General features: G+C 69.9%; 11 protein-coding genes. 6 read left to right on the top strand and 5 right to left on the bottom strand.

Going from position 1 to position 12,533, the window contains the following annotated elements:
- Window positions 1-99: 99 nt before the first annotated feature.
- Window positions 100-564 (bottom strand): indole-3-glycerol phosphate synthase, encoded by a 465-nt coding sequence (locus IEZ12_RS15010; RefSeq protein ID WP_100589749.1) that lies wholly within the window; start codon window positions 562-564, stop codon window positions 100-102.
- A gap of 128 nt (window positions 565-692) precedes the next feature.
- Window positions 693-1,469 (bottom strand): pyrimidine reductase family protein, encoded by a 777-nt coding sequence (locus tag IEZ12_RS15015; protein ID WP_189272491.1) that lies wholly within the window; start codon window positions 1,467-1,469, stop codon window positions 693-695.
- Window positions 1,470-1,593: 124 nt separating this feature from the next.
- Between IEZ12_RS15015 and zapE the strand changes: the two genes are divergently transcribed.
- On the top strand, window positions 1,594-2,616 hold the full coding sequence (gene zapE / locus IEZ12_RS15020; RefSeq protein WP_373295482.1) for a cell division protein ZapE: 1,023 nt from the start codon (window positions 1,594-1,596) through the stop codon (window positions 2,614-2,616).
- 21 nt (window positions 2,617-2,637) lie between these two features.
- Here the strand turns inward: zapE and IEZ12_RS15025 are convergent, their stop codons facing one another.
- Window positions 2,638-3,186, bottom strand: a complete 549-nt coding sequence (locus IEZ12_RS15025) for a hypothetical protein (RefSeq protein WP_189272492.1) — start codon at window positions 3,184-3,186, stop codon at window positions 2,638-2,640.
- A 77-nt stretch (window positions 3,187-3,263) separates the two neighbouring features.
- Between IEZ12_RS15025 and uvrB the strand changes: the two genes are divergently transcribed.
- From uvrB to IEZ12_RS15040, 3 genes are all read left to right on the top strand, one after another.
- Entirely contained in the window at window positions 3,264-5,354 is a 2,091-nt protein-coding gene (gene uvrB / locus IEZ12_RS15030) for an excinuclease ABC subunit UvrB (RefSeq protein WP_043909990.1), read from the top strand.
- 176 nt (window positions 5,355-5,530) lie between these two features.
- The gene (locus IEZ12_RS15035) at window positions 5,531-6,112 is read left to right on the top strand and encodes a TerD family protein (RefSeq protein WP_043912290.1); all 582 of its coding nucleotides are present in this window, start codon (window positions 5,531-5,533) and stop codon (window positions 6,110-6,112) included.
- Window positions 6,113-6,346: 234 nt separating this feature from the next.
- Window positions 6,347-7,327: a TerC family protein gene (locus tag IEZ12_RS15040; protein WP_189272493.1), complete on the top strand. Its 981-nt coding sequence runs from the start codon at window positions 6,347-6,349 to the stop codon at window positions 7,325-7,327.
- A 49-nt stretch (window positions 7,328-7,376) separates the two neighbouring features.
- On the opposite strand, the gene IEZ12_RS15045 is transcribed toward IEZ12_RS15040, so the two are convergent.
- Window positions 7,377-8,030 carry an MBL fold metallo-hydrolase gene (locus IEZ12_RS15045; protein WP_189272494.1) on the bottom strand — a complete coding sequence of 218 codons (654 nt, stop codon included), beginning with the start codon at window positions 8,028-8,030 and terminating at the stop codon, window positions 7,377-7,379.
- Between the two features lie 47 nt (window positions 8,031-8,077).
- Window positions 8,078-8,830, bottom strand: a complete 753-nt coding sequence (locus IEZ12_RS15050; RefSeq protein ID WP_189272495.1) for a maleylpyruvate isomerase family mycothiol-dependent enzyme — start codon at window positions 8,828-8,830, stop codon at window positions 8,078-8,080.
- Between the two features lie 239 nt (window positions 8,831-9,069).
- On the opposite strand from IEZ12_RS15050, the gene uvrA reads away from it, so the two are divergent.
- Window positions 9,070-11,946, top strand: a complete 2,877-nt coding sequence (uvrA, locus tag IEZ12_RS15055; RefSeq protein WP_189272496.1) for an excinuclease ABC subunit UvrA — start codon at window positions 9,070-9,072, stop codon at window positions 11,944-11,946.
- A gap of 123 nt (window positions 11,947-12,069) precedes the next feature.
- The gene (locus IEZ12_RS15060) at window positions 12,070-12,480 is read left to right on the top strand and encodes a Rieske (2Fe-2S) protein (protein ID WP_189272497.1); all 411 of its coding nucleotides are present in this window, start codon (window positions 12,070-12,072) and stop codon (window positions 12,478-12,480) included.
- Window positions 12,481-12,533: the final 53 nt, after the last annotated feature.

Consider the following 12,533-nt stretch of genomic DNA (forward strand, 5'->3'; position numbering starts at 1 on the left):
CTGGCTCCGTACTGGCGTGAGGAGGCGGAAACGGGTCGTCCCGTGGTCCCGCCTGCATTGCGGGACCACGGGACGATTCTGCCCTAATCGGGAGGCGGGTCAGGAGTCGCTGGCGAACAGCTTGAGTACGGGGACGCCGACCTCGTGCCGGGCACGGGAGGCCCAGTCGCGGTGGAAGAACTCCTCGACGAAGTGCGGCGAGGTCAGCACCAGCACCTCGTCGGCCCGGTTCTCCTCCACCACCTCGCGCAGCCGTACCAGCGGCTGCTGCTCGACCACCTCGCCGACCGCCTCCGCACCGGCCCGCTGCAGGTGCCGCAGGCTGTGCTCCAGGGACTCCCCGGCGAGGCTGGGCCCGTTGCCGTCGTGCTCGTCGTGCTCGTGCACCGCCTGGTCGAGATGGCCGAGGGCCACATCGTCCAGGGCGCGCAGCAGTTCGTCCTGCTTGCCGCGCGGCTGCATCAGGACGACGAAGGACACCTGCTCGTCGCCGTGGAGAGTGGTGACCAGTTCCACGTCGGCGTCGGAAAGTGCCTTCTCGATCATCAGTACGGTCTTGAACACGTGAGTCCCTTCGCTGGTGCGGGCCCCCGGGTCCGGCATCCCCTCCTTTCATAGTGCCCGGAGGAAGGATTCCTCACGCTGCACACGCGCCACACGGAACACGTGGTCCACATCGGTCAGGAAGTGGCTCAGGTGAGCGCGCGGTCGCTCGGGGAGCGGTCCGGATCGGTCGGCCGCAGATAGCGGGTGAAGAGGAAACCTTTCTCCTCGATCAATGACACCAGCCGCATCCGCCGGACGTCCGCGATTCCCGGACCGTTCACGATCCTCGGTGAATCACCCCCCGTCACCAGCGGGGCCACCGAGAGGCACAGCTCGTCCAGCAGACCGTCCGCCGCGAGTTGGCCGAGCAGGCGGGGACCGCCCTCCGAGAGCTGCCGCCGCCAACCACGCCCCGTGAGCGCCGCGACCGCCCTCGGGAGGTCCACCGCGCCCGTTCCCGCGGTGATCACCTCGGCGACCTCGGCGGTCCGGGCCAGCCGGTCGGCCGGCGCGTCCGAGGTGGTGATCACCACCGTCGGGACCAGCGGCTCGGTGAACAGCGGCGCCGAGAGGTCGAGGTCCAGGCTCCGCGTCACCACCGCGATCACCGGGGCCGGCAGCTGACCCGCCGCGGCGCGCTGCTCGGCGAACTCCTTCCGCGCCCGCCCGGGCCGGTACCCCTCCGCCCGCACCGTCTCGGCGCCCACCAGCACCACGTCGCACAGTGCGCGCAGCACCCCGAAGATCCGCTTGTCCGCTTCGCTGGACAGCCCGTCCGAGAGGCCGTCGAGCCGGGCCGCGCCGTCCAACGACGCCACCATGTTCGCCCGCAGCCACGGACCGTCCGCCGGATACGCGTACGCCTGGGCCAGCCACTCCAGACTGCCGGGGGTGCCGGAGGTGTTGCCGATCAGTTGCTCCATGGCTCAAGTTTCGCAGTGGCGAGCACCACCGGGTGCTCCCTACGCCGCCCTGTCTCGCATCCGCCGGCTCTCCCGCTCACCTGTACGCTTGTTCTCCGTGTCTGCACCTGCCTCGGAGTCCGAAATCCGTACCGTGACAGCCCTCGCCTCTCGGCGGCCGGTGGTTCCGGCCGAGCGGCTGGTGGCCGAGATGGTGCCGCCGCCGCGGTTCGCCGGTGTGAGTTTCGGCAGTTACCTGCCGGATTCCTCGCAGCCGAGCCAGTACGAGGCCGTGCAGATCCTGGAGGGTTTCGCGGCGAGCCTGAACGCGGGTGCGGAGCCGGTGAAGCGCGGATGGTTCCGGCGGTCCGCGCCGGCGCCGAGCGGGCCGGCGGGGATCTACCTGGACGGCGGGTACGGCGTAGGAAAAACGCATCTGCTGGCGTCGCTGTGGCACGCCGTGCCGGGGCCGAAGGCGTTCGGCACGTTCGTCGAGCTGACCAACCTGGTCGGGGCGCTGACGTTCCAGGGTGCGGTGAAGACGCTGAGCTCGCACCGGCTGCTGTGCATCGACGAGTTCGAGCTGGACGACCCGGGCGACACCGTGCTGGTGTCGACGCTGCTGAGCCGGCTGGTGGAGAACGGCGTCAAGCTCTGCGCGACGTCGAACACGCTGCCGGAGAAGCTCGGTGAGGGCCGGTTCGCCGCCGCCGACTTCATGCGGGAGATCCAGGGCCTGTCCTCGCACTTCCGCCCGGTGCGGATCGACGGCCAGGACTACCGCCACCGCGGTCTCCCGGACGCGCCGCCGCCGTACACCGACGCCGAGGTGACGGACCGCGCGGCCACCGCCCCGGGCGCTTCGCTGGACGACTTCGACGCCCTGCTGGAGCACCTGAAGGAGGTGCACCCCAGCCGCTACGGCGCCTTGCTGGACGACATCGGCTCGGTCTTCCTGCGCGGCGTCCGCCAGGTCGACGACCAGGCGACCGCGCTGCGCCTGGTGGTGCTGGCGGACCGGATGTACGACCGGGAGCTGCCGATCACCGCGTCCGGCGTGCCGTTCGACCAGGTGTTCACCGAGGAGATGCTGCGCGGCGGCTACCGGAAGAAGTACCTGCGGGCGGTGTCCCGGCTGGTCGCGCTGGCCCGCGACTCCGCCAAGTAGTCCGGCCCGGCCGGCCGCGTCTCAGTCGTACAGGGTGACGCCCGGCAGCGGCCGGCCGTCGGCGTCGAACAGCGGCGTTCCGCAGTCGCAGCGCTCCCCGGCCAGGGTTTCGCCGGGCGGCAGCTGCCAGACCAACTGCTGCCCGCAGCCGGGGCAGTCCAGACAGACCAGGGTCGGCTCGGCGCCCCACGGCAGTACCGGGCTGTCCCGGTGGGTCAGCTCGGGCGGTTCGCCGGTTCGCGCGACCAACACGGTGTAGGCGTCGTCGCCCTGGTGCACCAGCAGGAGCGTGCAGTCGAGGCCCGCCAGCACCGCGGACAGGTGGTCGAGCTGGCGGACGGGAAGGTCGCCGCGCCGCAGCGTCGGGTCCTGCTCGGCGGTCCGGCGGACGACGGTGTCGTCGACGTCCGCCGGGTCCGCCCCGAAGGCCCGTACCCGCTCGGCCACGAACGCCGCGAGCAGGCCGGGCGACTCCTCGCCGCTCCAGTCCATGGCGAAGGCCACTTGGTCGACGTCGACCCCGCGGGCCCGTTCGTCGGGCGTGAGCACCAGTTCGTCCAGCTCCGTCATGCCGGGCACGCTAGCGGTGTCCGCCGACAGTCCGGGACGAGCCCCGGACTGTCGGTGGCCGGTCGTACCGTGGAGGCGTGCGTCCCATCACGAGTATTGAGCGGTCCGTGGCGCCCTTCGAGGTCGTCAGCCCCTTCCAGCCCAATGGTGACCAGCCGGCGGCCATCGCCGAGCTGGAGCGCCGGATCCGCGCCGGGGAGAAGGACGTCGTCCTGCTCGGCGCCACCGGTACCGGTAAGTCCGCCACCACCGCGTGGATGATCGAGAAGCTGCAGCGGCCCACCCTGGTGATGGCGCCGAACAAGACGCTGGCCGCGCAGCTGGCGAACGAGTTCCGCGAGCTGCTGCCGAACAACGCGGTCGAGTACTTCGTCTCGTACTACGACTACTACCAGCCCGAGGCGTACGTCCCGCAGACGGACACGTACATCGAGAAGGACTCCTCGATCAACGAGGAGGTCGAGCGGCTGCGCCACTCCGCCACCAACAGCCTGCTCACCCGGCGGGACGTCGTGGTGGTGGCGTCCGTGTCGTGCATCTACGGCCTCGGCACGCCGCAGGAGTACGTGGACCGGATGGTGCAGCTGAAGGTCGGCGAGGAGGTCGACCGGGACGCGCTGCTGCGCCGCTTCGTGGACATCCAGTACACCCGCAACGACCTGGCGTTCAGCCGCGGCACGTTCCGGGTGCGCGGCGACACCATCGAGATCTTCCCGGTGTACGAGGAACTCGCCGTCCGGATCGAGATGTTCGGCGACGAGATCGAGGCGCTGTACACGCTGCACCCGCTGACCGGCGAGGTGATCAGCCAGGACGACTCGATCTACGTCTTCCCGGCCTCGCACTACGTGGCCGGCCCGGAGCGGATGGAGCGCGCGGTCCGGGACATCGAGACCGAGCTGGAGCAGACCCTCGCCCGGATGGAGAAGCAGGGCAAGCTGCTGGAGGCCCAGCGGCTGCGGATGCGCACCACCTACGACATCGAGATGCTCCGTCAGATCGGCACCTGTTCGGGCGTGGAGAACTACTCGATGCACTTCGACGGCCGCGAGCCGGGCTCGCCGCCGAACACGCTGCTCGACTACTTCCCCGAGGACTTCCTGCTGGTCATCGACGAGTCGCACGTGACGGTCCCGCAGATCGGAGCGATGTACGAGGGCGATGCCTCGCGCAAGCGCACGCTGGTCGAGCACGGGTTCCGGCTGCCCTCGGCGATGGACAACCGGCCGCTGAAGTGGGAGGAGTTCCAGGAGCGGATCGGCCAGACCGTCTACCTGTCGGCCACCCCCGGCAAGTACGAACTGGCGCGCGGCGACGGGCAGGTGGAGCAGATCATCCGCCCGACCGGCCTGATCGACCCGGAGGTGATCGTCAAGCCGACCGAGGGCCAGATCGACGACCTGGTGCACGAGATCCGGCAGCGGGTGGAGAAGAACGAGCGGGTCCTGGTCACCACGCTCACCAAGAAGATGGCCGAGGACCTCACCGACTACTTCCTCGGGCTGGACATCCGGGTCCGCTACCTGCACAGCGACGTCGACACGCTGCGCCGGATCGAGCTGCTGCGCGAACTGCGGGCCGGCGAGTACGACGTGCTGGTCGGCATCAACCTGCTGCGCGAGGGCCTGGACCTGCCCGAGGTGTCGCTGGTGGCGATCCTGGACGCCGACAAGGAGGGCTTCCTGCGCTCCGGCACCTCGCTGATCCAGACCATCGGCCGTGCCGCGCGCAACGTCTCCGGCCAGGTGCACATGTACGCCGACAAGATCACCCCGGCGATGGACCTGGCGATCTCCGAGACCAACCGCCGTCGCATCGTCCAGCAGGCGTACAACGAGAAGCACGGGATCGACCCGCAGCCGCTGCGGAAGAAGATCGGCGACCTGCTCTCCACCATGGCCGGCGAGGACGTGGACACCGAGGAGCTGCTCGCCACCGGCTACCGCCAGCAGGGCAAGGGCAAGGCCCCGGTGCCCTCGCTGGGCCTCGACCGCAAGCCCGCCAAGAGCCTGCCCGCGGCCGAACTCGCCGAGCTGATCCAGGACATGACGGACCGGATGCACACCGCCGCCGCCGAGTTGCAGTTCGAGGTGGCGGCCCGGCTTCGCGACGAGGTCAAGGAGCTCAAGCGCGAGCTGCGCCAGATGCGGGAGGCCGGCATGGCCTGATCCGAACGGTCCGAAACGGCCGTCATGTCGTGGTTCTGCCACAGTCCCGCCGTCCCGGACCGGGGCGGCGGGGCGGCAGCGTAGGGTGGTGCGCGACCGGCGTGGGGCCAGGACGCTCCTGTCACGGCCGGTCGGGTGCGAGACCGGGGGCAACCCGGAGGAATGGGGTGGTCGGCGTGTCGGTGAGCCTGGCGAAGGGTCAGAGCGTCAGCCTGGCGAAGTCCAGCGGCGGAACGCTGAGCGTGGTCCGGATGGGTCTCGGCTGGAAGTCCGCTCCGGGCAAGCGCGGCTTCTTCAGCCGCCGCCCGAAGGAGATCGACCTGGACGCGTCCGCCCTGCTGTACGACGGCAAGGCGATGAGCGACGTGGTGTTCTTCTCGCACCTGGTCAGCAACGACGGGTCGGTGCAGCACACCGGCGACAACCTGGTCGGCGGCGTCGGCGCGGGCGAGGACGACGAGAGCATCCTGGTCGACCTGACCAAGGTGCCGCGCCGGGTCACCCAGATCGTGTTCACCGTCAGCTCGTACAGCGGCCAGAACTTCCTGGAGGTGCAGAACGCGCACTGCCGGCTGGTCGACGAGACCACCGGCCAGGAGCTGGCCCGCTACGACCTCGCCGGCGGCGGCACCCACACCGGGCAGATCATGGCCAAGGTGGAGCGGGAGGGCACGGGCTGGAAGATGACCGCGATCGGCGCGCCCGCCACCGGCCGCACCTTCCGGGACATGCTGCCGTTCGTCGAGCCCTTCCTGTAGGCCCGACCGGCCCGACCCGAGGGCATCCCTTTACCTTCTTTACCTTCCCTTGGTGTTCCTGTTACTCTCGACGGGAGCGGAGGGGAGTATTCCCCGTTCAGTGACCCCGTCATCACGGCTGCCCGTCGCGGCATCCCGGGGCGCTGGCCGTGCGGCGCCGACCGATGGGCGTGCCGTGCGGCGGAAGAGACCTCCGGCAGTGACGATGTTCGCCTAGCTGCCGGAGGAGCAGTCATGGACGTTTCCGCAGGCCTGTGGGTCGGCACCATCGCGGTGCTGGCCCTGTTGATCCTGGCCGATTTCTTCATCGGCGGTCGCAAGCCGCACGAGGTCTCCATCAAGGAGGCCGGGATCTGGACCGCGGTCTGGGTCGTGCTGGCGGCGCTGTTCGGTGGATTCCTGTGGTGGTACGGCGGCGGGCAGCCGGCCGGGGAGTTCTTCGCCGGTTACATCACCGAGAAGTCGCTCAGCGTCGACAACCTGTTCGTGTTCATCCTGATCATGGGCAAGTTCGCGGTGCCGAAGATCTACCAGCAGCGCGTGCTGATGTTCGGTGTGATCATCGCCCTGGTGCTCCGGGCGGTCTTCATCGCCGGCGGCGCGGCGCTGGTCTCCAGCTTCTCCTGGGTGTTCTTCATCTTCGGCGGGTTCCTGATCTGGACCGCCTGGAAGCTGCTCAAGGAGGCCCGCGCCGAGGAGGAGGGCGAGGAGGACTTCGAGGAGAACCGGCTGCTCAAGTCGATCCAGCAGCGCGTCCCGTCCACCGACCAGTACCACGGCACCAAGCTGTTCGTCCGGGAGAACGGCCGCCGGCTGATGACCCCGATGCTGATCGTGATGATCGCGATCGGCACCACCGACGTGTTGTTCGCGCTGGACTCGATCCCCGCCATCTTCGGTCTCACCCAGGACCCGTACATCGTCTTCACCGCCAACGCCTTCGCGCTGATGGGTCTGCGGCAGCTGTACTTCCTGATCGGCGGGCTGCTGAAGAAGCTGGTCCACCTCTCCTACGGCCTGTCGGTGATCCTCGGCTTCATCGGCGTGAAGCTGGTGCTGCACGCGCTGCACGAGGCCGGGGTGCACGTCCCGGAGATCAGCATCCCGGTGTCGCTGGGCTTCATCCTGCTGACCCTGGCGGTCACCACCGTCACCAGCCTGATCGCCGCGCGCAAGCAGGACGACTCCCACAAGCCGGAGAAGATCGAGGCCTGACGGCACGCACGAGGGCCCCCGCTCCGGCGGGGGCCCTCGTGCGTGCGGCTCACCAGCCGCGTTCGCGCCACTCCGGCAGGTGCGGGCGCTCGGCGCCCAGCGTGGTGTCGTTGCCGTGGCCCGGATAGACCCAGGTCTCGTCCGGGAGGACGTCGAAGATCTTCCCGTTGACGTCCCGGAACAGCGAGTCGAAGGCGGCCGGGTCGCCCCAGGTGTTGCCCACCCCGCCCGGGAACAGGCAGTCGCCGGTGAACAGGTGGGGGTGGCCCTGCGGGTCGTCGTAGACCAGCACGATCGCGCCGGGGGTGTGGCCGACCAGGTGGCGGACGGTCAGCTCGATCTGCCCGACCCGGAGCACCGAGCCGTCCTCCAGCGGGACGTCGGTGGGCACGTCGATGCCCTCCGCGTCGATCCGCCCGGCCGCGGTGCGCGCCCCGGTGGCGGCGACCACCTCGGCCAGCGCGCCCCAGTGGTCGTGGTGCCGGTGGGTGGTGACCACCATGGCCAGCCGGCTGCCCACGGTCTCCAGCAGCACCGGCGCCTCGGCGGCCGCGTCGATCAGCAGCTGCTCGTCGGTGGCCCGGCACCGCAGCAGGTAGGCGTTGTTGTCGTACGGTCCGACCGCCACCTTGGTGATGATCAGGTGGGCCAGCTCCCGGACGTCCGGCGCACCGCCGACCTTGACCGTTCCGTGGTACGTCATCACGTCGCTCCTCGCTGCCGCTGGGGGTGTCCCGTCAACCGGCACCATCATCCCATCGGGGGCAGCTCGGGCAGGGCGGTGCGCGCGTCGACCAGGCCCTCGTGGCCGCGGTGCACCTGCAGGCCGTCGCCGTCCGAACGCCCGGACAGCCAGCCGGTGAGCGCCCGGACCGGGCCCTCGACGGTCAGCTCCGGCTCGCCCGCGCCGCCGAGCCGGGCCTCCAGTCCGGCGTCCTCGGCGATCAGCCGGACCGTCGGCAGGCCGTCGAGGGCGCCGAAGTGGGCGCCCAGGCGCCGGAACTCGGCGATCGCGAACGGCTCCGACCAGTGCGCCGGGGTGTAGCCGGCGTTCAGGTCGACGTGGTGGTACTCCAGCTCGGCCAGCCGCTTCCCGGGCAGCTGCCAGGCCGGGAAGGTGTAGCCGGAGCGGTGGGTGAGGGTGGCCTGCCAGTGCTCGGGGGCGAGCAGCCGGGCGGCGTCCACGAAGCGCTGCTGGCTGTCCCGGACGTCGGCCAGCTGCACCTCCAGCGGCCGGCCGGAGCCGGCCTCGATGTCGGCGTCCCGGGCGGCCGGGCTCGCGTACTGCGGGATGTCCCGGCCGGTGCGGGCGCCGGTCAGCAGGTTGACCAGCGAGTCGGCGTTGCGGGCGATGTGCGCCAGCACGTGGCCGCGGGTCCAGCCGGGCAGCCCGGACGGTTCGAACACGTCGTCGGGCTTCAGCTCGGACAGAGTGTGCAGCAGGACGTCGGTGCTCTCGACAGTGGCCCGCAACTGCTCGGCTGCGGTGGTCGCGTCGCTCATCGGGTGGTGCCTTTCGACGGGTCGGTGGCGCGGTTCCGGGCGGTTCTCGACCGGCCCGGGCCGTTGCCCGGAACGGTTGTCAGTCGTTGACGCTACCGTCGGCCGCGGGTGCCGTTCACTCAATTGGGTGGACCCCGCTGGACAGGTTCGGTATTCGAACAGATGAGCTAGTACGCTGGCGGGCGCATCCTGGAAGAAGCACACCTCACATTTCGACCCGGAGAAAGGCGCCAGTAGCAGTGGCAGACCGCCTCGTCGTCCGCGGTGCTCGCGAGCACAACCTCAAGAACGTCTCGCTCGACCTGCCCCGGGACTCCCTCATCGTCTTCACGGGCCTCTCCGGGTCCGGCAAGTCCTCGCTCGCCTTCGACACGATCTTCGCCGAGGGCCAGCGGCGCTACGTCGAGTCGCTGTCGTCGTACGCCCGGCAGTTCCTCGGGCAGATGGACAAGCCCGACGTCGACTTCATCGAGGGACTCTCCCCGGCCGTCTCGATCGACCAGAAGTCCACCAGCCGCAACCCGCGGTCCACCGTCGGCACCATCACGGAGGTGTACGACTACCTCCGCCTGCTGTTCGCCCGGATCGGCAAGCCGCACTGTCCGCACTGCGGCCGCCCGATCGCCCGGCAGTCGCCGCAGGCCATCGTCGACAAGGTGCTGTCGCTGGAGGAGGGCACCCGGTTCCAGGTGCTCAGCCCGGTGGTCCGGGAGCGCAAGGGCGAGTTCGTCGACCTCTTCGCCGACCTTCAGTCCAAGGGCTACGCCCGGGCCCGGGTCGACGGCCAGACCGTCCAGCTGACCGAGCCGCCCACGCTCAAGAAGCAGGAGAAGCACACCATCGAGGTGGTCATCGACCGCCTCACCGTGAAGTCCAGCGCCAAGCGCCGCCTCACCGACTCGGTGGAGACGGCCCTCAAGCTGGCCGGCGGCATGGTGGTGCTCGACTTCGTCGACCTCCCGGAGGACGACCCCGAGCGCGAGAAGATGTTCTCGGAGCACCTCTACTGCCCCTACGACGACGTCTCCTTCGAGGAGTTGGAGCCGCGGTCGTTCTCCTTCAACTCCCCGTTCGGCGCCTGCCCCGACTGCTCGGGCCTGGGCAACCGGATGGAGGTCGACCCGGAGCTGCTCGTCCCCGACCCGGAGAAGTCGCTCGACGAGGGCGCCATCCACCCGTGGTCGCAGGGCGCCACCAAGGAGTACTTCCAGCGGCTGGTCAACGCGCTGGCCGGCGAACTCGGCTTCCGCACCGACATCCCGTGGGCGGGGCTCCCGGTCCGCGCCCGCAAGGCCCTGCTGTACGGCCACAAGACCCAGGTCGAGGTGCGCTACCGCAACCGGTACGGCCGCGAGCGCTCCTACACCACCGCGTTCGAGGGCGCCGTCCCGTTCGTGACGCGGCGGCACTCCGAGTCGGAGAGCGACTCCAGCCGCGAGCGCTTCGAGGGCTACATGCGCGAGGTGCCCTGCCCGACCTGCAAGGGCACCCGGCTCAAGCCGGTGGTCCTCGCGGTCACCGTGATGGAGAAGTCCATCGCCGAGGTCTCCGCCATGTCGATCAACGACTGCGCGGACTTCCTCGGTGCGCTCCGCCTCGACGCCCGCGACAAGAAGATCGCCGAGCGGGTCCTCAAGGAGGTCCTGGAGCGGCTGCGCTTCCTGGTCGACGTCGGCCTCGACTACCTCTCGCTGAACCGCGCCGCCGGCACCCTCTCCGGCGGCGAGGCCCAGCGCATCCGGCTCGCCACCCAGATCGGCTCCGGCCTGGTCGGCGTGCTCTACGTGCTGGACGAGCCGTCCATCGGCCTGCACCAGCGCGACAACCACCGCCTGATCGAGACCCTGGTCCGACTGCGGGACATCGGCAACACCCTGATCGTCGTCGAGCACGACGAGGACACCATCAAGACCGCCGACTGGATCGTCGACATCGGCCCCGGCGCCGGCGAGCACGGCGGCAAGGTCGTCCACTCCGGCTCGCTCAAGGAACTGCTGACGAACGACGAGTCGCTGACCGGCCAGTACCTGGCCGGCAAGCGCGCCATCCCGATCCCGGCCGCCCGTCGCCCGCGCGACAAGAAGCGGCAGATCGTGGTGCACGGCGCCCGCGAGCACAACCTCAAGGACGTCACGGTCGCCTTCCCGCTCGGCACCTTCACCGCCGTCACCGGCGTCTCCGGCTCCGGCAAGTCGACGCTGGTCAACGACATCCTCTACACCCACCTGGCCCGTGAGCTGAACGGCGCCCGCAGCGTCCCCGGCCGGCACACCCGGATCACCGGCACCGACCTGGTCGACAAGGTCGTGCACGTCGACCAGTCGCCGATCGGCCGCACCCCGCGCTCCAACCCGGCCACCTACACCGGCGTCTTCGACCACGTGCGGCGGCTGTTCGCGGAGACCCAGGAGGCCAAGGTCCGCGGCTACCTGCCCGGCCGGTTCTCGTTCAACGTCAAGGGCGGCCGCTGCGAGAACTGCTCCGGCGACGGCACCATCAAGATCGAGATGAACTTCCTGCCGGACGTCTACGTCCCCTGCGAGGTCTGCCACGGCGCCCGCTACAACCGGGAGACGCTGGAGGTCCACTACAAGGGCAAGTCCATCTCCGAGGTGCTCGACATGCCGATCGAGGAGGCCCTCGACTTCTTCGAGGCCGTCCCCGCGATCGCCCGCCACCTGCGCACCCTCAAGGAGGTCGGCCTCGGCTACGTCCGCCTCGGCCAGCCCGCCACCACCCTCTCCGGCGGCGAGGCCCAGCGCGTCAAGCTCTCCGCCGAACTCCAGAAGCGCTCCACCGGCCGCACGGTCTATGTCCTCGACGAGCCCACCACCGGCCTGCACTTCGAGGACATCAGCAAGCTGATCAAGGTCCTCGAAGGCCTGGTCGACAAGGGCAACACCGTCATCGTCATCGAACACAACCTCGACGTCATCAAGACCGCCGACTGGCTGGTCGACATGGGCCCCGAGGGCGGTTCCGGCGGCGGCGGCGTCGTCATCGAGGGCACGCCGGAAGAGGTCGCCGCCTCCACGGCCAGCCACACCGGCAAGTTCCTGAGGGACATTCTCCCGGGCGTCTCGGACGCGACGCCGGTGAAGCGCAAGAAGAAGTAGCCCCCGCGAAGGCGGGCGGCGAGCGTCGACGAGGTCCGCCCGGGGAGAGCATGAGGCTCCCCGGGCGGACCTTGTTGTGCGTGCTACGTTGCTGGCGCCCTTCCCCGCACCGAGGAGTTCCCGATGTCCGAGCCCGTCGCGTCCCGTCGTACCGTCCTCTGCTGCGCGGCCGTCGCACTGGCGGGTGCCACGGCGGCCGGCTGCTCGTCCAGCGGCGGCAAGGAGGAGACCAAGTCCGCCGGCCCGATCGATCTCGGCTCGGCCGCGGGCATCCCGGTCGGCGGCGGCAAGGTGTACCGCGACCAGGCCGTCGTCGTGACGCAGCCGACCGCGGGCGAGTACAAGGCCTTCAGCGCGAAGTGCACGCACGCCGGCTGCCTGGTCAACGGCGTGGCCAAGGAACAGATCCAGTGCCTGTGCCACGGCAGCCGTTTCGCGATCACCGACGGCGCGGTGCTGGACGGCCCGGCCCCGAAGCCGCTGCCGGAGTACAAGGTCGCGCTGCAGAACGGGAACCTGGAGGTCACCAAGTAGCGTCCGCCTGTCGGTGATCGCCACGAGGTGTCGGCGCCAGTCGGTACGGTAGG

The sequence above is a fragment of the Kitasatospora griseola genome (genome assembly GCF_014648555.1).
Taxonomy (GTDB): Bacteria; Actinomycetota; Actinomycetes; order Streptomycetales; family Streptomycetaceae; genus Kitasatospora; species Kitasatospora griseola.